Annotated in this window: 19 protein-coding genes; 13 read left to right on the plus strand and 6 right to left on the minus strand. The window is 72.2% G+C overall.

The annotated features are described in order from the left end of the window. Positions 1 to 23: 23 nt before the first annotated feature. The gene (locus tag ASG63_RS06335) at positions 24 to 887 is read right to left on the minus strand and encodes a transporter (protein ID WP_056213425.1); all 864 of its coding nucleotides are present in this window, start codon (positions 885 to 887) and stop codon (positions 24 to 26) included. A gap of 512 nt (positions 888 to 1,399) precedes the next feature. On the opposite strand from ASG63_RS06335, the gene ASG63_RS06340 reads away from it, so the two are divergent. After that, positions 1,400 to 1,666 (plus strand): hypothetical protein, encoded by a 267-nt coding sequence (locus ASG63_RS06340; protein WP_056213221.1) that lies wholly within the window; start codon positions 1,400 to 1,402, stop codon positions 1,664 to 1,666. 429 nt (positions 1,667 to 2,095) lie between these two features. Next, on the plus strand, positions 2,096 to 3,343 hold the full coding sequence (locus ASG63_RS06350; RefSeq protein ID WP_056213226.1) for an MFS transporter: 1,248 nt from the start codon (positions 2,096 to 2,098) through the stop codon (positions 3,341 to 3,343). 63 nt (positions 3,344 to 3,406) lie between these two features. Here the strand turns inward: ASG63_RS06350 and ASG63_RS06355 are convergent, their stop codons facing one another. The 4 genes from ASG63_RS06355 to ptsP all read right to left on the minus strand — a co-directional run bounded on the left by ASG63_RS06355 (position 3,407) and on the right by ptsP (position 10,340). Next, the gene (locus ASG63_RS06355; protein ID WP_244479827.1) at positions 3,407 to 4,912 is read right to left on the minus strand and encodes a carbohydrate porin; all 1,506 of its coding nucleotides are present in this window, start codon (positions 4,910 to 4,912) and stop codon (positions 3,407 to 3,409) included. A gap of 109 nt (positions 4,913 to 5,021) precedes the next feature. Next, a complete protein-coding gene (locus tag ASG63_RS06360) occupies positions 5,022 to 6,749 on the minus strand; it encodes a fructose-specific PTS transporter subunit EIIC (protein WP_056213230.1) in 1,728 nt (575 codons plus the stop codon). Positions 6,750 to 6,831: 82 nt separating this feature from the next. Next, positions 6,832 to 7,791, minus strand: coding sequence for a 1-phosphofructokinase (gene pfkB, locus ASG63_RS06365; RefSeq protein ID WP_056213232.1), 960 nt, complete (start codon positions 7,789 to 7,791; stop codon positions 6,832 to 6,834). Then, the gene (gene ptsP, locus ASG63_RS06370) at positions 7,788 to 10,340 is read right to left on the minus strand and encodes a phosphoenolpyruvate--protein phosphotransferase (RefSeq protein WP_056213234.1); all 2,553 of its coding nucleotides are present in this window, start codon (positions 10,338 to 10,340) and stop codon (positions 7,788 to 7,790) included. Before ptsP ends, pfkB begins: the two co-directional genes overlap by 4 nt. Positions 10,341 to 10,508: 168 nt before the next feature. Between ptsP and ASG63_RS06375 the strand changes: the two genes are divergently transcribed. Beyond that, positions 10,509 to 11,492 carry a LacI family DNA-binding transcriptional regulator gene (locus ASG63_RS06375; RefSeq protein WP_056213236.1) on the plus strand — a complete coding sequence of 328 codons (984 nt, stop codon included), beginning with the start codon at positions 10,509 to 10,511 and terminating at the stop codon, positions 11,490 to 11,492. A 77-nt stretch (positions 11,493 to 11,569) separates the two neighbouring features. Here the strand turns inward: ASG63_RS06375 and ASG63_RS06380 are convergent, their stop codons facing one another. After that, positions 11,570 to 11,767, minus strand: a complete 198-nt coding sequence (locus ASG63_RS06380) for a hypothetical protein (protein WP_056213238.1) — start codon at positions 11,765 to 11,767, stop codon at positions 11,570 to 11,572. A gap of 198 nt (positions 11,768 to 11,965) precedes the next feature. Here ASG63_RS06380 and ASG63_RS06385 point away from each other — a divergent pair, with 198 nt between their 5' ends. The 10 genes from ASG63_RS06385 (at position 11,966) to flgH (ending at position 20,724) form a co-directional block, all read left to right on the plus strand. Next, entirely contained in the window at positions 11,966 to 13,918 is a 1,953-nt protein-coding gene (locus tag ASG63_RS06385; RefSeq protein ID WP_056213239.1) for a hypothetical protein, read from the plus strand. 32 nt (positions 13,919 to 13,950) lie between these two features. Beyond that, positions 13,951 to 15,261 (plus strand): MFS transporter, encoded by a 1,311-nt coding sequence (locus ASG63_RS06390; protein WP_056213428.1) that lies wholly within the window; start codon positions 13,951 to 13,953, stop codon positions 15,259 to 15,261. Positions 15,262 to 15,351: 90 nt separating this feature from the next. After that, on the plus strand, positions 15,352 to 15,735 hold the full coding sequence (gene flgB, locus ASG63_RS06395; RefSeq protein WP_056213241.1) for a flagellar basal body rod protein FlgB: 384 nt from the start codon (positions 15,352 to 15,354) through the stop codon (positions 15,733 to 15,735). Beyond that, the gene (gene flgC, locus ASG63_RS06400; RefSeq protein WP_056213243.1) at positions 15,735 to 16,151 is read left to right on the plus strand and encodes a flagellar basal body rod protein FlgC; all 417 of its coding nucleotides are present in this window, start codon (positions 15,735 to 15,737) and stop codon (positions 16,149 to 16,151) included. Before flgB ends, flgC begins: the two co-directional genes overlap by 1 nt. 8 nt (positions 16,152 to 16,159) lie before the next feature. After that, positions 16,160 to 16,504, plus strand: coding sequence for a flagellar hook-basal body complex protein FliE (locus ASG63_RS06405; protein WP_056213245.1), 345 nt, complete (start codon positions 16,160 to 16,162; stop codon positions 16,502 to 16,504). A gap of 52 nt (positions 16,505 to 16,556) precedes the next feature. After that, entirely contained in the window at positions 16,557 to 17,345 is a 789-nt protein-coding gene (gene flgG, locus ASG63_RS06410; protein ID WP_056213247.1) for a flagellar basal-body rod protein FlgG, read from the plus strand. Between the two features lie 127 nt (positions 17,346 to 17,472). Then, entirely contained in the window at positions 17,473 to 17,955 is a 483-nt protein-coding gene (flgA, locus tag ASG63_RS06415; RefSeq protein ID WP_056213249.1) for a flagellar basal body P-ring formation chaperone FlgA, read from the plus strand. Then, positions 17,955 to 19,082 carry a flagellar basal body P-ring protein FlgI gene (gene flgI, locus ASG63_RS06420; RefSeq protein ID WP_056213251.1) on the plus strand — a complete coding sequence of 376 codons (1,128 nt, stop codon included), beginning with the start codon at positions 17,955 to 17,957 and terminating at the stop codon, positions 19,080 to 19,082. Before flgA ends, flgI begins: the two co-directional genes overlap by 1 nt. Continuing rightward, a complete protein-coding gene (locus ASG63_RS27005) occupies positions 19,079 to 20,008 on the plus strand; it encodes a hypothetical protein (RefSeq protein WP_244479828.1) in 930 nt (309 codons plus the stop codon). Before flgI ends, ASG63_RS27005 begins: the two co-directional genes overlap by 4 nt. Further along, positions 20,008 to 20,724 (plus strand): flagellar basal body L-ring protein FlgH, encoded by a 717-nt coding sequence (gene flgH / locus ASG63_RS06430; protein WP_056213253.1) that lies wholly within the window; start codon positions 20,008 to 20,010, stop codon positions 20,722 to 20,724. The genes ASG63_RS27005 and flgH overlap by 1 nt, the downstream gene beginning before the upstream one ends. The last annotated feature ends 17 nt before the right edge of the window (positions 20,725 to 20,741 follow it).

Genomic DNA, 20,741 nt, shown 5'->3' on the forward strand with positions numbered 1-20,741 from the left:
AATAGACCACGCGCAGGCAGCGGCTACCGGCCTGCGATCCGGCCCGGGCCCGCGACCGGCAGGGTGGGCGCGGCGGCGTTGGTGCTCTCCTTGTAGATCGGTACGATGACCCGGAGCCAGCCTCGGGTCTCGCGGCCTCCGTAATTGCGCTCGACCACGTCCTGGGTGACGTAGGCCTGCAGGTTCACCGGACCGAAATTGTACCCGACGAGGCCGCCCACCGCGATCTGGCCCTGGCGGCGATAGCCGGGGAACCGGGTCGGCAGGTCGGTGGAGCCGAAGGCCACGGGGCCGACCTCCCATTTGCCGAACTTCTTCGTCGCGGTGAGATCGAGGTTGAGATAGTCGGGATAGACCCCGCCCTGCGGCGAGATGGGGTCGAGGAAGATCCCGTAGAGCAGGTTGGCCGTGAGGTTCAGGCCGTCCCCGGTGTAGCTGGCGGCGAAGCGGTGGCTCAGGGAGGCGTTCTGGGTCAGGAAGCGGGTTTCGATCGGCAGGTAGCCGCCGAAGAGGTAGCTGACGCCGAAATTGTTGCCGAGGTTCCAGGCGAGCTGGCCGGCCAGCAGCGGCTGGCCGATGCCGCTCTGGTAGGGCGTGCCGCGGGGGCTCGAGGCGACGACGGGCTGGATCGCGATGAGGTTCAGGCGTGCGCCGAGCAGGGTCCAGGGCGTCGCCCAGACGAAGGCCGGCAGGTTGACGTTCGATTCCGAGTCGAGCGGGCGCGTGTCGCGCACCCCGAAGCTCGACGTGTTGACGAAGTAGAGACCCACCGGGAGCTGGGCGCCGGCCGGGAGGCCGATGGTCTGGCCCGGCTGGGCCGCGGACCCCGCCAGGGTCGGGGCCGGGGCCAGGAGTGGGAGGGGCAGGAGCGGGAGGGCGAGAAGGATCTTGCCGCCGCGCCGGCGGCGGGTGGTCGGACGGAGGGCCTTGGCGATGGTGCGGATCACGCATGTCTCCCTGGCTCGGCTGCCCGGGGACAGGTGCCGCCGGTCGGCGGCCGGCAACCCAGCGTCTTCCTGTCAGACGATTGCCCGCCACGCTTTAGTCCGGTGGCCCGCGCCCGCGCCGGGCGGAGGGGCGCGGGCCGACCGCCCTCAGAGACTTACGGCACCTTTGTCCAAGATGTATTCATGATGCATCGAGACGGGGCGAACCCTCATCTCAGGTCCCACCGTTTAATCCTGTCCTCGACGTGCCTGGCCGCACGTCATGGCTGAGATCGAGGCCCCATATTGGGTTCAGACAGATGAAGCGAACCAAGAAAAACGGTTCGCACTGTATAGGAGCCTGATAGCCACAATGAAGACCCGTATCGCCGCCCTCGCCGCCGCCCTCGTCCTCGGCGTTGCTCCGATCTCGTCCGCCATGGCTTTCGAAAGGCCGTCCCGNGATAGCCACAATGAAGACCCGTATCGCCGCCCTCGCCGCCGCCCTCGTCCTCGGCGTTGCTCCGATCTCGTCCGCCATGGCTTTCGAAAGGCCGTCCCGTTACACCGCCTTCTCGCCCTCCGACGTCGAAACGACCGGTTCGCTCGAGTTTCACAGCGTCGCCCCCCTGCGAAACCCCTACAGCTGTCCGATGAGCTCGGCCGCCGAGGGCAACGCCAACCAGCAGAACTTCCCCACCCAGCAGTACGGCCAGACCTCGGGCGGAAACCGCTGCTGATCGGACACCCCAACCCGACCGGACACCCCGAGGAGACCCCCATGCTGCTGAAAGGCTTCTCCTACGCCATGATCGCCGCCTTCGCCGGNCCGCTGCTGATCGGACACCCCAACCCGACCGGACACCCCGAGGAGACCCCCATGCTGCTGAAAGGCTTCTCCTACGCCATGATCGCCGCCTTCGCCGGCGGACTCGTCTTCACCCTCGTCGGCTCGGCCCAGTCCCTCCTCAACCTCTGAGCCGTTCCCGACCGACAAGATCTCACACCGACCCGCCCGGCCTCCGCCGTGGCGGGTCGCGCCATGCGCGCCTGGGGGCGACCATGCCCGACCCCCTCGTCGTCCTCCCGATGCCGCCCGCCCGGGAACACAACGACCGCCGGGACGTCACATCCGGTCACAGCGGGACCGGAACGGGCAACACAGAGCGATGGCGCACAGGGCGGAACAAGACGGCGGCCAAGATGAGGGACAAGACGAGGCGGGCATCGCGAAGGACCTGCATCCGCGCAAGTTCGACCTGCTCAACCTCACCCTGGTCGACGTGAATGGCGGGCTGCGGCCCTATCTCAACGTCTTCCTGCTGGTGCACCGCGAATGGAGCGCGACCACGGTCGGCCTCGTGACGACCCTGGCGGGGCTCGTCGGCGTCGGCCTGCAGGCCCCCCTCGGGGCCGTCATCGACCGCGCGCGCGACAAGCGCTGGGCCATCGTGGCCGCTCTGATGGCGGCCTCCGCCGGGGCGGTGGTCATTGCGCTCTGGCCGCAATTCTGGCCGGTGCTCCTCGCCTTCACGGTCCTGACCGCGGCGGGCAGCAGCTTCACCCCGACCATCGCGGGCCTCACCCTCGGCATCTTCCCGAAGGCGCGCCTGTCGCGCCGGATGGGCCGCAACAGCGCCTGGTACCGGGCCGGCAACGTCGTCATCGCCGTCCTGATCGCGCTGGTCGGTTACGGCTTTCCCGACCGGGCGGTGTTCTTCCTCGTGCCGGCCCTGTCGTTCGCGGCCGCCGCGGCGGTCCTGTCAATTCCCCGGGACATCGTCGGGCGGGAGCTCGCCGAGGGGGGGAAGCCGAAGCCGCGCTCGGGGGCCGCCTTCAAGGTGCTCCTCGGCAATCGCCCGCTCCTCGTCTTCGCCGCCGCGATCTTCCTGTTCCAGCTCGCCAACGGGCCGATGGCTTCCCTGGTCGCGCAGAAGATCTCCCTGGCCCACGAGACCTGGTCGGCCGCCATCACCTCGACGACCATCGTGGCGGCGCAGGCGGTGATGCTGCCCATGGCCATCCTGGTCGGGCGCTTCGCCGACGGCTGGGGCCGGAAACCGATCCTCCTGTTCGCCTTCGCGATGCTGCCGGTGCGCGCGCTGCTCTACACCCTGTCGGACGACGCGATCTGGCTCTTCGCGGTGCAGGGCCTGGAGGGCGTCAGCACCGGCCTCTACAGCGCCATCAAGCCCCTGGTGATCGCCGACCTCATGGAGGACAAGGCCCGCTACAACCTCGCCTCGGGGGTGATCGCCACGGTCCAGGGCGTCGCCATCGCCCTCTCGAACGTGCTGGCCGGGAGCATCGTCGATTGGAGCGGCTTCACGGCGGCGTTCCTCGTCTCGGCGGCCATCGGCATCGGTTCGGCGCTCCTCCTCACGCGCATGCCGGAGCCTTCGGCGGAGCGGGCCTGAGAAGGTCCCGGCCGCCGCAGGCGATGCGCAGGCCCACGGGACCCGATCCCCGGAGCCGCCGCGTCAGTACGCCCCGGGTCCTGTGGCGAGGCCCGCGAGGGTGAAGAGGTCGACGGAGAGCTTGGCGCCGACGACGAGGGCATCGGGGATGTTCTTTGGGTAGGCGGGGAAACGGGTCTGGTCGGGGTTGATGATGTACTGGAGGTTGGGGGTGAGGCGGACGGCGGGGGTGACCTGGATGCCGTAGTTGAACTCCATCATGACCTGCTGGCGGGGCAGGGCGCGGTCGAGGCCGAGGGTGCCCTGGACGGCGGCGATGTTGGACAGGGCCAGGGGCGAGAAGCGCTGGGTGTTGACGACGAAGCCCAGGGTGTCAAAGGGCCGGCCCGCGAAGGTGCCGGTCTGGAGGGCGCCGATCTCGAGGAAGTAGTCCTCGACGAGGCGCCCGGAGGTGCCCGCCATGGCCACGCCGAACAGGGTCAGGCCCTGGACGGCGCCGGGATCGGGGCGCCAGACCATCTGGTCGAAGCGCGCATAGACGCCCCAGCGTCCGAAGCGGGTGGCGGGGGCCAGGCCGGTGAGGACGGCACGCTGGCCGGTGATGTCGCGCACGGGGTCGGCGTAGTCGGAGACGTCGTACCATCCGCCGATGCCGTAGTTGCGGGGCAGGGGGTCGTTGGCGAAGGTGGTGGAGTAGCCGAGCTCGAAGGGCAGGACCGCGCCGGTGGCGCCGCGGGTGGAGAGGTCGAGGCCGTTGTCGCCGGGCTGCTGGTGGCGGGGATTGACCTCGTAGACGCCGGCATGGACGAAGATGCGGTCGGTGAGCCAGGCCTTGGCGTGGGCCCCCCAGCTGGAGACGGGCCAGAAGGTGAAGTTCGAGGTCTTGAAGACGAAGGTCGGGTTTCCGCAGGCGGAATTGGACTGGAAGTTGCAGTAGAGCGGCGAGTTGAGGAAGGCGATGTTGGCCACGAGGCGGCCGAACTCGACCACGAGGCGGTCGTCGAAGAGCTTCTGCTCGTAGCTGAGCAGGGTGAGGCGGGTGGTCTGTCCGCCGCCGTAGATCTCCTGAACGGAGGTGTTGTTGCCGATGAAGTCGCCCGCGAGGTTGTCGCCGTGGCGGTTGGTGACGGCGATGTGGAGGGCGCCTCCGGCGAGGCCGGCGATGCGGTCGAGGTCGGCATCGATGCCGAAGAACAGCTGCCCGGCATAGGCGCGGCCCTGGCGGATGCCGCCGACGGGATTGGCGGCGGCCTGGCCGGTGTAGTTGGCGCTGAGGGTGAGGCCGTGGCCGAGGTCGAACACGCCGGTGGGCAGGGTGGCGGGCGTCGCGCTCTGGCCCAGGGTGTCCGCCGCCCCGGCCGCGCTCTGCGCTCCGGTGATGTCCTGGCCGTCGGGACGGGGCGGCAATCGACCCGGAGAGCGCAGCGCCGGGCGCTGAGCCGTGTCGGGAACGCCGAACCCGGCGGTGGCCGCATCCTGCGCCTGTGCCTGCGATCCGAGCGTCAGCGTTACCAGTCCCAGGCCGATGGCAGCCGTCTTCAATCCCGTGCCCATCTGTCGTCCCCTCATGGTCCGTGGTGTTCGCGTGGCCGGTCTTGGTGCCGGGTTGGGTGGTCGTAGTCCGATCGTTCGCAGCCCCGGCGCGGGTTCCTCCCCCACGGAGGGGGGACGGCCGGGCTCAGGCGGCGCGCGTCTTGAGCAGGCCGACGAGCAGCCCGGTGACGAGGGTGCCGACCACCAGGGCGATCAGGGCGCCGGGGACGTTGGTCACCGCGTTGGGGATCGGCAGGACGAAGAGGCCGCCATGGGGCACCTTCAGTTCGACCCCGAGGCTGAGCGCCACGGCGCCGGCCAGCGCCGAGCCCGCCACCATCGCGGGGATCACCCGCAGGGGATCGGCCGCTGCGAAGGGAATCGCCCCCTCGGTGACGAAGGCGGCGCCGAGCACCGCGGCCGCGCCGCCGGCTTCGCGCTCGGCCTGCGAGAAGCGTCCGGGGAACAGGCGGGTGGCGAGCGCGATCCCCAGGGGGGGCGTCATCCCGCCGATCATCACGGCGGCCATGGGCGCGGTGATGCCCGATGCGATCAGCGCGGCGGCGGAGGCATAGGCGGCCTTGTTGACCGGGCCGCCCATATCCACCGCCATCATGCCGCCGAGCACCAGACCGAGCACGACGGCGCTCGCCCCCTGCATGCTGCGCAGCCAGTCCGTGAGCGCCGCCAGGATCGCCGCCACGGGCACGCCGACGACGTAGACCATGAGCAGGCCGGTGACGGCGGTGGCCAGCAGCGGCAGGATCAGGACCGGCTTCAGGCCCTCCAGGTTCCGGTGCAGGCGGATGTGCCGATTGAGGAAGGCGGTGGTGGTGCCGGCGATGAAGCCCGCCGCGATGCCGCCGAGGAAGCCCGCCTGCAGGTTGGCGGCGAGCATGCCGCCGATCATCCCCGGCGCGATGCCGGGCCGGTCGGCGATGGAGAAGGCGATGTAGCCGGCCAGCACCGGAACGATGAGCGCGAAGGCCGCCTTGGCGCCGATCTCCCCCAGGGCGAAGCCCAGGGTGCCGGCGTGGTCGGGCTTCATCGCGTCGATGCCGCCGACGGCGAAGGCCAGGGCGATGAGCAGGCCGCCCGCCACCACGAAGGGCAGCATGAACGAGACGCCGGTCATCAGGTGCTTGTAGGCGCCCGCCTTCTTCTCCTCCGCCGCCGCCTGACGGGCCGACCCGTCCGCCGCGGTGGTCCCCGCGTCGGGCTGGCGCTGCGCCTCGGCGAAGGCCGTGGCCAGCAAGCCCTTGCCGTCGCGGATCGCCGCCTTGGTGTTGGTGGCGTAGAGCCGCTTGCCGGCGAAGCGCGTCCGGTCGACCCCGGTATCGGCGGCGATCAGCACGAGGTCGGCCGCCGCGATCTCCTCGGCGGTCAGGGCGTCGCGGGCGCCCACCGACCCCTGCGTCTCGACCCGGACGGCGTAGCCGAGGGCCTCGGCCGCCGCCTGGATGCCCTCGGCGGCCATGAAGGTATGGGCGATGCCGGTGGGGCAGGAGGTGATGGCGACGATCCGCCGGCGTCCGCTCGGCGCCCCGTCCGTCGCCGCGGCCGCCTCGCCCGCCCCCCCGAGGAACCGGTCGAGCACCGCGTGGGCGTCGGTGAGCACGTCCTCGATGCGGATCCGGGCCCGGCGCATGGCCCCGAAGCGCCCCTCGTCGAGGTCGCCCTCGCCCACCAGCAGCACCGCGTCGGCCCGGGCGATGGCGCCGGCGCTCAGGGCGGTGCCGGGCACGCCCTTGCCGCGCAGTTCCAGGTCCAGGGGCTGGTTGCGCCGGCCCGCCGCCTCGCGCAGGGCCTCGCCGGCCAGCACCGCGTGCAGGCCGAGATCCCCACCGCCCACCACTGCGAGCACCTGCGTCATGGCTTCCTCCCCATGGTTTCCTCACCTTGCGGCGCGTCCCGGCCCGCCGGTGCGTCGTCGTGCTGCGTCGAAGGTCCGTGCCTCAGGCCGAGGCCGTGAGGGGCTCCACCCGTACCGCCGCGGCGAGGGCCAGGACCGTGTCGCGGGCGGGCAGGTTGGCGCCCGCCAGCCCGAGCTTGCCGGCCGCGAAGGCCAGGGCGAGCCGGGCGGTGGCGGTCCGGTCCAGGCCCGCCTGCAGGCCCGCCACGAGGCCGGCCACGAGGGCGTCGCCCGCGCCCACCGTGCTGGTCACCCGGGTCGCGGGCGGATGGGCCAGGTCCGTGCCGTCGGCGCTGGCGAACAGCGCCCCCTCGGCACCGAGCGAGACCACCACCAGGGGGATGCCGCGGGCCACCAGGCCCCGGGCCGCCGCCGCCACCCCGGCCAGATCCGGCAGGGACCGCTCGGCCCATTCCTCGAGCTCGTGCCGGTTGGGCTTGACCGCGAAGGGCAGGGCCGCGGCCGGGGCGGCCAGGGCCGCCGCCAGGGCGGGGCCGGACGCGTCGAGGACGAGGCGGGCGCCCAGCGGCCGCAGCTCGGCGGCGATCTCCGCGTAGATCGTCGGAGCCACGCCGCCCGGCAGGCTGCCGGCCAGCACCACCAGGGTGCCGGGCTCCACGGCCTCGCGCAGCATCGCCCGGACGGCGGTGAGGGTGCCGGCCTCGACGGCGAGCCCCGGCAGGTTGATGTCGGTGGTGTCGCCGCCGGTGCCGTCGACCAGCTTCAGGTTGGTCCGGGTCTCGCCCGGGATCCGGACGAAGCGATCCGCAATGCCCTTGGCCGCGAGCAGGGCCTCGAACGGCCCGGCATTGTCCTGGCCGAGCAGGCCGGCGGCGGCCACCGGCACGCCCCAGTCGGCGAGGCAGGCGGCGACGTTGACGCCCTTGCCGCCCGCATCCGAGCGGGTGCTGCGCGCCCGGTGGACGTGGCCGGGCCGGAGGATGTCGAGGATCACGGTCCGGTCGAGGGCCGGGTTGAGGGTGAGGGTGACCACGCGGGTCATGCGGGCTCTCCGTCGAGGAGGACGGCCAGGGCCCGGACCGCGGCCGCGTCCTCCTGGGCGCAGGCCCGGGCGGCCAGGGCCCGCAGGGCGCCCATCTCGCTCGCCCGCAGGCGCGCCTTCACGGAGGCCACGTCGCGCGGGGTCATCGACAATTCGTCGACCCCGAGGCCGGCGAGCAGGCGGGCGCCGAACGGATCGCCGGCGATGCCGCCGCAGACGCCGACCCAGCGCTTGTGCCGGGCGGCGCCCTCGCAGGTCAGGTGGATCAGGCGCAGCACCGCCGGATGCAGGGAATCGGCCTCCGGTGCGAGTTCGGTGTTCTGGCGGTCGATGGCCAGGGCGTATTGCGTCAGGTCGTTGGTGCCGATCGAGAAGAAATCGCAGTGCCGGGCCAGGGCGTCGGCCTGGATCGCGGCGGCCGGCACCTCGATCATGATGCCGAGCGGCAGTTCCGGCGCGTCGAGTTCGGCCCGGATGCGGTCGCAATGGGCCCGGAGCGCGAGCACCTCCGGCACCGAGGTGATCATCGGGAACATGATCGACAGGGGGGCCTCCTTGCCGGTGGCCGCATCGGCGGGAATTCCATCCCTCGCCGCCCGGTAGAGGGCCCGCAGCTGCGGCTCCATCAGGTCGGGCCGGCGCAGGAGCAGCCGGGCGCCGCGCACGCCCAGGAAGGGGTTCTCCTCACGGGGCAGGTGCAGGTGGGCCACCTGCTTGTCGCCGCCGATGTCGAGGGCGCGCACGATGAGGGGACGGCCGGCGAGGGCGTCCAGCATCGCCCGGTAGGTGGCGTACTGGTCGTCCTCGGTGGGCGTGTCGCCACGCTCGAGGAACAGGAACTCGGTGCGCATCAGGCCCACGCCCTCCGCGCCCTGGTCCAGGGCAAAGGGCACCTGCTCGGGATTGTTGACGTTGGCCCCGATGGCGACCGCGTGCCCGTCCCGGGTGCGGGCGGGCAGGGCGCGCGCGCGGGCCTCCTCCTCGGCCTTGGCGCGCTGGCGCGCGCTCCAGTCCCGGGCGGAGGCGAGGTCGGCGGCGCTCGGATCGAGGTAGAGCCGGCCGGTGCCGCCGTCGAGGATCGCGGGGGTGTGGTTCTCCAGGGCGAGCAGGGTGGCGCCGCCCGCCACCAGGGCGGGAATGCCGAGGGTGCGGGCGAGGATCGCGGTGTGCGAGGTCGGGCCGCCCTGGGCCGTGGCGAGGCCGATCACCCGGGTGGGATCGAGGCCCGCGGTGTCGGACGGGGCGAGATCGGGGGCGATGAGGATGCAGGGTACGTCCGGCAGGTCGTGGCCGCTCTTGAGCGACGGGTCGATCTGCGCCAGCACCCGCCGGCCGACGTCGCGCAGGTCCGCCGCGCGGGCGGCCAGCACGGGATTGCCCAGGGCCGAGAGCCGGCCGGCCATCCGCTCCACCGCCTGGTTCCAGGCGAAGGCGACCCCGTGGCCCTCCACCATCAGCTGGCAGGCCAGGGTGATCAGGTCCGTGTCCGCGATGAGCTCGCCCTGGGCCCGGAAGATGCCCGCATCGGTCTTGCCGAGGCGGCGTTCGGTGTCGTCCGCCAGCGCCCGGAGCTGGCCCTCGGTGGCGGCGAGGGCGGCGTGCAGGCGGTCGCCGCCGGAGGTCAGGGGCTCGGGCTCGTCCCGGACCGTGACCTCCGTCTGGCTCAGTACGTGGATGGGGCCGATGGTGAGGCCGGGGCTCGCGCCGAGGCCCGCCAGCACCCGCGGCGCATCGGCGGGATTCCAGCCGGCCACCGGGCCGGCCGCCCGGGCGGCGGCGTCCGCCGCGGCCTTGGCGGCGGCCTTCTCCCCCGCGCTCAGGCCCGTCACCGCCGCGCAGATCCGGGCGAGGGCGCCGGCCTCGTCGTCGCCCTCCGCCGAGATCGTCACCCCGTCGCCGCAGCGCAGGCCGAGCTGGAGCAGGGCGATCAGGTTCTTGGCGTCGGCCACCTCGGCGCCGTGGCGCACCTGGATCCGGGCGGGACAGGTGCGGGCCGTCTCGACCCAGTGGGCGGCCGGGCGGGCGTGGAGGCCGGTGGGATAGTCGACGGTCCAGTCGAAGCGCTGCCTGAGGTCGCCGGCCGGGCCGGCCGCGCCGGGGGCGGGCGCGTCCTCGGTGAGGGCCGCGGCGATCTCCTCCTTGCGGGTGGTAATGCGCAGGGCGGCGAGGCGCGCCTCGTCCTGGATGAGCCGGGTGAGGCGGCGCAGGATGGTGATGTGGGTGTCCGACTGCGCCGCGATGGCGACCACCAGGTGGGCGACCTGGCCGTCGTGCCATTCGATCCCGCCCGGAACCTGCAGGACCGCCAGCCCGCTGGCGCGGACGTGGTGACGGTCGTCGACCATGCCGTGCGGGATGACCACGCCGTGGCCCAGATAGGTGTTCGCTACGCCCTCGCGCCGCAGCATGCTGGCCTCGTAGGGCGCATCGATGCAGCCGGACGCGACGAGGAGCTGGGCCGCCGCGCGGATCGCCGCTTCCTTGCTGACCGGGGCCGCGCCCAGCTGGATCAGCAGGCGCGGAGGTAGGATCGGCGTCGGCGCGAGCATGGCGTGCTCCTCCCGGAAAAACGGTTGTTAAAATGCTCGTTGGCACTATGAAAACGTTTTCACAATCGGTGTCAACGCGATTCGGCGCAATAATGCCGTATCGCCGCTTGCCGATGGTGGGACGGGATGCCAGAACGACGTCATGACGCTGAAAACGTTATCCGCCAGATGAGTGCCAGTATTCGTGACGTGGCGCGCGCCGCCGGTGTCTCGACGGCCACGGTCTCCCGAGCTCTCGGTCGAGGGCCGGTCAGCGACGTCCTGCGCCAGCAGGTCGAGGCAGCGGTTCGGGCGACCGGATATCGCCCGAATCTGTCCGCGCGCCGCCTGCGCTCGCAATCGACGCAGACCATCGGCTTGATCGTCGCCGATATCCGCAATCCGTTCTTCACGGCGGTGAGCCGGGCGGTGGAGGACGCGGCCTACGCCGCCGGCATGCGGGTGATCCTGTGCAACACCGACGAGGATCCGGAGCGCGAGCGCCTGTACCTCCGGCTGATGGAGGAGGAGCGCGTCACCGGCGTGATCTTCGCGCCCACGCGCGGAACGGCGGAATCGCTCAAGGCCGACAGCCTCGACGTGCCGGTGGTTTTCATCGACCGCACCGGCCCGGCGGGGACCTACGACAGCGTCGTCCTCGACAACGCGGCGGCCACCGGCGCCCTGGTCGATCATCTCTGGGAGCGCGGCTATCGCCGGATCGGGGGGCTGTTTGGCTCGACCAGTTCCACCGCGCAGGAGCGGCAGGCCGCCTACGAGGCGGCGCTCCGGCATCGCGGCGCCGAGCCCCTGGCCCGCGTGGCGCCGCCCACCGCGGAGGCGGCCGAGGCCACGCTCACCCGCTGGCTGGCCGAGCCGGACCGGCCCGACGCGCTGATCCTGTCGAACGGCCTGACGCTGATGGGCGCGGTGCGCGCCGCGCGCACGCTCGCCCTCGCGGTCCCGGACCAGCTCGGCCTCGCGGGCTTCGACAACGACCCCTGGACCGACCTGGTGGAGCCCGGTCTCACGGTGATCGAGCAGCCGGTGGCGCAGATCGGCGCCCAGGCGATGGCCCTGCTGTTCGACCGGCTGAAGGCGCCGGGCGAGGCCGTCCGCAAGGTCACCCTGAGCGGCCGGCTGGTAGTCCGGGGGTCGTCGGGGCGCGGCTAGCTCCGCGCCCGCCGCAGGGGGCCCGAGGCGTCGCCGGCCCGGTCTCGCCCCGGCGCCGGATCCGTCGCGGGGCGGACTCAGCGCAGGGTCGGCGACTCGCCGGGGTGCAGGGGCCGGTCCTCGTCCGGCCCGCTTACGGCGTTCAGGCGCTCGAGATGCTCGAAGACATGCGCGAAGGCGTCCGTGACGGCCTTCTCGAAGGCGCCGTCGGACCGACCCTGGGAGGCCTTGAGGGCGCTGAGCAGGGCTTGATGCGTTTCGGTGTCATGCGACATGGCTGTCCTCCCGACCGGACGGATGGCCCGCCCGGGGGAGCAAGCGCCCGCAGGGATCGCCGGTTCCGAGGGGCCGGACCCCGTGCGGTCCCGCAGACCCGATCGGCGCGGCGCGGCCCCTCGCGCATCCGTCATCGAACCTTGGCCGTCGGCACTCGTTGTCCGCCGGCCCCTGCAGGCCGGAGACACCCCCTCGGCATGCGTTCCCGTTCCCTTCTCGTCGGCTCCCTCGTCCTCCTCGCCGCCGGGGCCGGCCTCGCCGGCTTCGGCCGCTTCAGCTACGCGCCGACGCCGTCGCGGGAGTCCCTCGCGAACCCCGACCGCTACCCGATCTCGACGGCCTACGACGTGCTCGGGCGCCGCATCGGCCGGGAGGAGGCCGCGACCCTGCGCACCACCGAGGCGGGGCGTCGGACCCTGTCGCCCGAGGCCGGCGCCTTCGCCATCGACGAAGCCGTCATCGCGCGCGGGCGGGAGGCCTTCTACACCGAGACCTTCGGGAACGAGGTCTTCCTCACCGACGTGATGGGGATGCTCGACGGCGCCCTGACGCCCTACGAGGTCGCCCGCGCCGTGCTGCTGCTGGGCGGGACGGCCACCCACAACCTCCAGGTCCGCGTCGCCCAGGACGTGCGGATCGGCGAACGCCAGTGGCGCAAGGGCGACCTGGTCTCGACCGGCCTCGACGTCGAAAAGGGCGGCCTCGGCATCATCGGTCTGAAGACCTTCTACGACCGGGGCCACCTGCGCCTCGGCATCACCTGCGCCCTCTGCCACGCGGCGGTCGATCCCCGATCCGGCAAGGTCGTGGAGGGGGCGCCGAACGCCGACCTCAATGCCGGGCTGCTCCTCGCCCTCTCGGCCAACGCCTCCGCCTACTTCATGCACGGCAGCGTCGACCTCGCGGCCGTCGCGGGCGATCCGTCCCGCACGATCCCGACCGCCGGGGGAGGGACCGCGGTGCTGCCGGACCGGGACAAGCTGGAGGCGGCGGCCAAGGTCGAGGTCGCGAGCTGGCCGCCGGGCAGCTTCGATTCCTCCGCCGACCGGGTGACGAACCCGACCTCGATCCCGTCGAGCTTCTCGGCCTACGGCGAGCCCTACAGCTGGAGCGGGCGCGAGGCGGTCGGGCCCTTCCACGGGCTGTCGTCCCTGAACAACAACGTGCACGCGGCCAATTCCGACACGACCCAGCTCGCCGCCGCCGCGCCCTGGCTGTTCGGCCTCGATCCGGACCTCTACCTCGGCATCCTGTTCCAGGGGGCGGTGAACCCGGCCCTGCGCTACGACCCGACGAAAGCCACGCGGCCGAGTGCGATCCTGGCCGCCTTCGACCCGACGCCGGGCTCGCCCGGCCTCAACCGCTACGCCGTCCTGCCGAGCTTTCCGGCGACCAACTACATGACCGACAACGGGCTGTTCGCCTCCGCGGCCGGGGAGCCGGCGAACTTCGCCAACAACGCCATGTCGGCCTTCCAGAACCTCCTGCGTCCGCCGGCCGCCCCGAAGGCTGGGGCCGAGGCCGGCCGCGCGGTGTTCGCGCGGGCCGGCTGTGCCGGCTGCCATGCCGGCCCGGCGCTGACCAACAACCGGATCGTGCCCGTGGGCGAGATCGGCACCGAGCCGACCCGGGCCCGCGCCGGGGCCAAGATGGAGGCGCACCTCGCACCGCCGTCGATGTTCGCGACCGACACGCCGTTCCCCCTGCCGGCCGATCCCAGGATCGTGCCGATCAGCCTGGAGGGCGAGGCCCTGAAGCAGGTCCGGCTCGGCTGGGCCCATGCCGGCATCGAGGGCGGCTACAAGGTCCCGAACCTCGTCGGCCTCGCTTGGTCGGCGCCCTACCTGCACGATGGCGGCGTGGCGGTGGGGACCGACCCCGCCGGCCAGCTCGGCGTGCCCGGCACCCTGGAAAGCGGCCTCGCGCCGGACCCGCGCAACAGCCTGCGGGCCCTGGTGGACCGGGACCTGCGCGGGCGGGTCGTGGCCGCCAACCGCGCCTCCGCCACCGCACGCACGGCGCGCGTGACGGGCGAGGGGCACCCCTACTGGGTCGATGCCGCGGCCGGCTTCGGCCCCGCCGACCAGGAGGCGCTGCTGGGCTACCTGCTCTCCATCGATGCCCTGACGCAGGACGTGCCGGTGCCATGAGCCCGGCCGCGGACACCCACGAGGACACGACGATGCCCACGACCGGAACCACCGAGGGGCCCCCGCGCCTCGAACGCAAGGCGGTCGCCGCCGTGGTGCTCGGCAACGCCCTCGAGTTCTACGACTTCACCATCTACGCCTTCTTCGCCAAACCCATCGGGGAGGCGTTCTTCCCCTCGCAGAACGCCACCGACAGCCTGCTCGCCTCCCTGGCCCTGTTCGGCATCGGCTACGTCATGCGGCCCATCGGCGGCATCCTCATCGGGGCCTTCGCGGACCGGGCGGGACGCAAGCCCGCCATGCTGATCACCATCGCGCTGATGGCCATCGGCATGGTGATGCTGGCGGCCGCCCCCGGCTACGCCACCCTGGGGGGCTGGTCGCAGGTCATCGTCATCGTGGGCCGGCTCATCCAGGGGCTCGCGCTGGGGGGCGAGGTCGGCCCCTCCACCGCCTACCTCCTGGAGGCCGCGCCGGGGCAGCAGCGCGGCTTCGTGGCGAGCTGGCAGATCGCCAGCCAGGGCTGCGCCGCGCTGATCGCCGGCCTGGTGGCCTCGGCCCTGACCTACGCGGTTGGCGACGACGCCATGGCCAGCTGGGGCTGGCGGGTGATGTTCGCGCTGGGCATCGGCGTCGTCCCCGTCGGCCTGATCATCCGCAGCCACCTGCCCGAGACCGCCGGCGAGCGCGCCGACCCGGCCGCGGCCGAGTCCACGCGCGCGGTGGTCCGGCGCCTGGTGCGCGAGCACGGCCGGATGCTGGTCCTGACCTTCCTCGTCATCGCGGCCTCCACCGTCTCCAACGCGGTGGGCACCAACATGCCGGTCTACGCCCAGGCCACCCTCGGGCTCACCGAGACGGTCTCCACCGCCGTGCCGATCGCCCTCGGCCTCGCCTCCATCGCCTTCCCGCTCCTCGGCGGCTGGCTCGCCGACCGGTTCGGCCGGCGCCCGGTGATGATCTGGCCCCGGGCGCTCATCGTCGTGCTGACCGTGCCGGCCTTCGCCTGGCTCGTGCGCGACCCGACCGGCCCGTCGGTCTACGCCGTGACCTTCCTGCTCTCGGCCCTGTCCTCGATCAACGCGGCGGCGATCATCGTGGCGATTCCCGAAGCCCTGCCGCGCGCGGTGCGCAGCGCCGGCCTCTCCATCGTGTACGCCTTCTCGGTCTCGATCTTCGGGGGGAGCACGAACTACCTCGTGAACAAGCTCATCGCCGTCTCGGGCGACAAGCTGGCCCCGGCCTACTACCTCGTGGCCTTCAGCATCGTGGGCACGATCGCGGCCCTCCTCATGCCCGAGACCCGCGGCCGGGACCTCGAGGCGAACGCGGAGGCGCGCTGAGCGGCGGCCGGCGCGCGCCGCCCCCGTCAGCCTCGGACAAGATAGGCTCCCTAAAGCTTCGGTCATGAATGATCGGGACCGGAGCCGGCCGTGACAGGCGTCTACCTCTTCGACTTGGCCTCGCAGCAGGCGCGCTACCTCGCGGTGCGTCAGTCGACCATCGCGAGCAACGTCGCGAACGCCAACACGCCCGATTACAAGGCGCGCGACGTGGTGCCGTTCTCCGAGGTGATGGCGCGCACGGCCTCCGCCGGCATGGCCTTGACGGAAAGCGCCCACGTCACCTCCGTCGAGGGCCGCATCCCGACGAAGCCGGTCTCGGCCGCCGAGGCCTGGGACGCGCTCTCGACCTCGAGCTCGGTGAGCCTGGAGCAGGAGATGCTCAAGGCCGGCGAGGTCAGCCGCGAGCACAACCTCAACATGGGCATCGTCAAGGCCTTCGACCGGATGCTCAAGGCGGCGGTGAAGAGCTGATGATCGACCCCCTCGCCGCCTCCACCCGCCTCGCCAGCGCCGGCATGGAGGCGCAGTCCCTGCGCCTGCGCATCGCCGCCGAGAACGTCGCCAACGCGCAATCCGTCGGCGATGGCCCCGGGGCGGACCCCTATGCCCGCAAGACCGTGACCTTCCGGTCCGCCCTGGACCGGGCCGCGGGCGGCCCCACCGTGGCCCTGCGGCGGATCGGCACCGACGACGCGCCGTTCCGCATCGAGCGCGACCCCGGCAACCCGGCGGCCGATGCCGAGGGCAACGTGAAGATGCCCAACGTCAACGTGCTGGTGGAGATGGCCGACATCCGTGAGGCCAACCGCTCCTACGAAGCCAACGTCCAGGTGATCAAGCAGGCCCGCGCCATGGTCGCCAGCGTCATCGACCTCCTGAGAACCTGAGACCCGCGATGATCGAAGCCCTCACCTCGCTCGCCGCCTTCGACCGGGCCGCCGGCATCACCCGCACCGACTCGGCCGCGCCGCTGGCGCGCACGAGCTTCCCCGTGATCCCGGCGGCCGCCACGGCCGGTCCCGCCACCGATTTCGGGGACGTCATGGCGCAGCTCGCCGGGGGGCTGCGCACCTCCCTGCGCACCGGCGAGGCCACCGCCATCTCGGGCATCCAGGGCAAGGCCTCGACGCAGCAGGTGGTCGAGGCGGTGATGTCGGCCGAGCAAAGCCTGCAGACCGCCATCGCCGTCCGGGACAAGGTGGTCGCCGCCTATCTCGAGCTCAGCCGCATGCCGATCTGACGATGGATCGCGTGGACAACCCTGCCAAACGCTTCGACGGGACCGGGACACCATGAGAGCGCTCGCCATCGCGGCCACGGGCATGAACGCCCAGCAGATGAACCTCGAGGTCATCGCCAACAACATCGCCAACCTGAACACCACTGGGTTCAAGGGGGCGCGGGCCGAGTTCACCGACCTGCTCTACCAGGCCGAGCGCCAGCAGGGCGTGCCCAACCAGGCCGGCCAGGAGCCGGTGCCGGAAGGCGCGATGCTCGGCCTCGGCGTGCGCACCGCCGCCATCCGCAACCTGCACCGCCAGGGGCCGCTCGCCAACACCGCCAACCAGCTCGACCTCGCGGTGAACGGCCGGGGCTACTTCCAGATCACCAACCCCAACGGCGAGATCAACTACACCCGCGCCGGGGCCTTCAACCGCAACAACACCGGCCAGATCGTCACCCTGGAGGGCTACGCCCTCGACCCGGCGGTCCTCATCCCCAACGGCGCCGTCGACGTGGTGATCAACCAGTCGGGCCAGGTCTTCGCCAAGGTGGACGGGCAGGTGCAGGCGCAGAACCTGGGCCAGATCACCCTGGCGAACTTCGCCAACGATGCCGGCCTGGAGCCCCTCGGCAACGGCCTCTACCGCGAGACCGCGGCCTCCGGTGCCCCCGTCACCGGCGTGCCCGGCGACCCGAGCTTCGGCAAGCTGCAGCAGGGCTACCTGGAGAGCTCGAACGTCGATCCCGTCAAGGAGATCACCAACATGATCACGGCCCAGCGCGCCTTCGAGATGAACTCGAAGGTGATCCAGGCCGCCGACGAGATGGCCGGAACGATCTCCAAGGGCATCCGCTAAGCGCGTCGGGCGGCGCCGCCGCCTGAGCCCCATACCCCCACCTCCGCGCGGCGGCGACGGGCGGCACCGGCTCTCCGCCGGGGCCGTGGCCGCCCGTTCGGGCATTCTCCAAGGGCGCGACAACGTCATGGGTATTCACCTTCCGGGCCTTTCCCCGCGCAGCCGGTGCCGCCTCGCCGCCGTCGGGCTCGCGCTGCTGGCCGGGCCGGCCGCGGCCGAGGACCTGATGCTGCCGGTGCCGACGGTGACGATCTATCCCGGCGACACCATCAAGCCGTCGATGCTGCGGATGCAGGCCTATCCGGAGAGCTTCAAGGCCCGCACCGCCGTGGTCGACGCCGCCCTGGCGATCTCCGGGCGCGTCGCCAAGCGGATGCTGCTCCCGGGCGAGCCGGTGCCGGTCAACGCCATCGATGATCCCCGCCTCGTCAGCCGGGGCACCCCGACGCAGATCGTGTTCGAGGAGCAGGGCCTGCTCATCACCGCCGTCGGCGCGCCGCTCCAGAACGGCGGCCTCGGCGACGTCATCCGCGTGCGCAACACCGACACCAACCGCATCGTGCTCGGCACCGTGATGGCCGACGGCCGAATCCGGACCGGGGACCATTGATGCACCGCCTCCTGGCCAGAATCCTCGCCAAGCTCCCGGCTCTCGCCGCGGCCCTCCTCCTGGCCCTGCCCGCGCCCGCCCTGGCCGGCACCCGGATCAAGGACATCGCCACCCTCAAGGGCGTGCGCGACAACCAGCTCGTGGGCTACGGCCTCGTCACCGGCCTGCAGGGCACCGGCGACACCCTGCGCAACGCCCAGTTCACCGAGCAATCCCTGCAGTCGATGCTCGATCGCATGGGCATCAACGTCCGCGACGCCCGCCTGCGCACCCGCAACGTCGCCGCCGTGATGGTGACCGCCGACCTGCCGCCCTACACCGGCACCGGCTCGCGCATCGACGTCACCGTGACCTCGCTGGGCGACGCCACCTCCCTCAAGGGCGGCACCCTGCTGATGACGCCGCTGATGGGCGGCGACAGCCTGACCTACGCCGCCGCGCAGGGGCCCCTCGCGGTCTCGGGCTTCAGCGTCGGCGGCCAGGCCGAGACGGTGACCCAGGGCGTGCCGACGGCCGGGCGCATCCCCAACGGCGCCCTGATCGAGCGCGAGGTGCCGGGCACCTTCCGGGACCTGCCGGAACTCGTGTTCGAGCTGAAGAACCCCGACTTCAAGACCGCCACCATGGTGGCCGACGCCATCAACGCCTACGCGCTGGCGCGCTTCAACCGCCGGGTCGCGGCCCCGCGGGATCAGCGCGCCATCGCCCTGATGCGGCCGAGCAACATCGCCCAGACCCGGTTCGTGGCCGAGATCGGCGACCTCACCGTCAACCCCGACACCCCGGCCCGCGTCGTCGTCGACCAGCGCACCGGCACGGTGGTGATCGGCCGCAACGTCCAGATCTCCACCGTGGCGGTGACGCACGGCAACCTCACGGTGCGGGTGACGGAGGCCCCCGAAGTCTCGCAGCCGGCGCCGTTCTCCAACGGGCAGACGGCGGTGGTGCCGCGCACGGAGGTGGCGGTCAACGAGCAGTCCGGCCGGATGGCGATCATCGGCGGCTCGGACCTCCAGACCCTGGTGCGCGGCCTCAACAACGTCGGCCTCAAGCCCAGCGACATCATCTCGATCCTCCAGGCGGTGAAGACCTCCGGGGCGCTTCAGGCGGAGCTCGTGGTGCAATGAGCGCGGCCAACGGCCATCCCCTGCCGGGCGCGGCGGCCCGCCTCGTCGTGCGCACGCCCGGCCTGACCCGGCCCGCCCGCTGGCTCGCCCTGATGGCGCTGCGGGTCCTGCTGTTCGTCGGCCTCCTGTTCGTCGGCGTCCTGGCGCTCGCCGCCTTCGGCCTCGGCCCGGCCGGCGCCGTCGAGGGCGGCCGACCGGCGATCTCGGGGATGAACCCGGGCCCGCTCCCGAAGGCCGCGGCGAAGCCGGCCACGCCCCGCCTCGCCGTCGCGGCCAAGCCCGTGGCAGACAAGCCCGTCGCCGGCGTCATCCCACCGGTCGGCCCGGCCGAGCCCGTCACGGTGGTGTCCCAGCCGATCGAGACCACGGGGGCGATCGAAGCCAAGGCATCCGAGGCCAAGGCGTCCGAGGCCAAGGCGTCCGAGGTGAAGCCCGCCGAACCGGCGCAGGTCGCCGAGGTCCGGGCCTCCGAGCCGGAGCCGGTCAAGCCCGCGCCGAAGCCACCGGCCTATTGCGCCAGCATCGCGGACGCCGCCGCCGACGCCCGCTTCGCCTGGCAGAAGGAGCAGCTGGCAACCCTGGAGAGGCAGGTCGAGGAGCGGATCGCCGCCCTGGAGGCCAAGCGCGCCGAGTACGAGACCTGGCTCGCCCGCCGCGACGCCTTCCTGGCCAAGGCCGACGAGGGCGTGGTGGCGATCTACACCAAGATGCGGGCGGATGCCGCCGCGCTCCAGCTCGCCAACATGCCCGACGAGGGCGCCGCTGCGATCCTGACCAAGCTCAACGCCCGGAACGCGAGCGCGATCCTGAGCGAGATGGAGGCCGCGCGCGCCGCGCAGCTGGCCCGCATGATGACCGAGATGGGCAAGACCGGCGCGGGTAAGACCGAGCCGGGCAAGAAGCCCCGCACGAGCGAGAAATCCTGATGCTTCCCAACACGTTCCGGGCCGGCCTGATCCTGGTGCTGGCGGCGCCCGCCCTCGGCGCCTGCAACACGCCGGTGGACCGGATCGGCCAGGCGCCGCTGCTGACGCCGATCGGCACCGGCCTGCAGCCGCCACGCGAGGCCTTGCCGACCACCTACGGCTCCCTCGGGCGCCGGACCTACCACTCGACCTGGGCGCCGGGCAGCGCCGAGATGTTCCAGGATCCACGCGCCCGCAACATCGGCGACGTGATCACGGTCTCGATCCTCATCGACGACAAGGCGCAGTTCGGCAATTCGAGCGACCGCTCGCGCAGCCAGAAGTCGGGCCTCGGCTTCGATTTCGGCTACGGCGTCTCGGCCCTGAAGGACACGGCCACCGCGGATGCCGGCATCCGCTCCTCCACCGAGACCAAGGGCGCCGGCAACATCGACCGCTCGGAGGTGCTGCGCCTCCAGGTCGCCGCCATCGTCACCGAGCAGATGCCCAACGGCAACGTCGTCATCGGCGGCTCGCAGGAGGTGCGGGTGAACAACGAGGTCCGCGTGCTGACCGTGGCGGGCATCGTCCGGCCGCGGGACATCTCACGCAAGAACACCATCGACTACGACAAGATCGCCGAGGCGCGCATCTCCTATGGCGGGCGCGGCCGCATCTCGGAGGTGCAGGCGCCGACCTTCGGCCAGCAGGTCTTCGAGACCCTGGCGCCGTTCTGAAACCTGGGGGGCGGGAG

Origin of the sequence: Methylobacterium sp. Leaf94 (genome assembly GCF_001426045.1) — a bacterium.
Classification (GTDB): domain Bacteria; phylum Pseudomonadota; class Alphaproteobacteria; order Rhizobiales; family Beijerinckiaceae; genus Methylobacterium.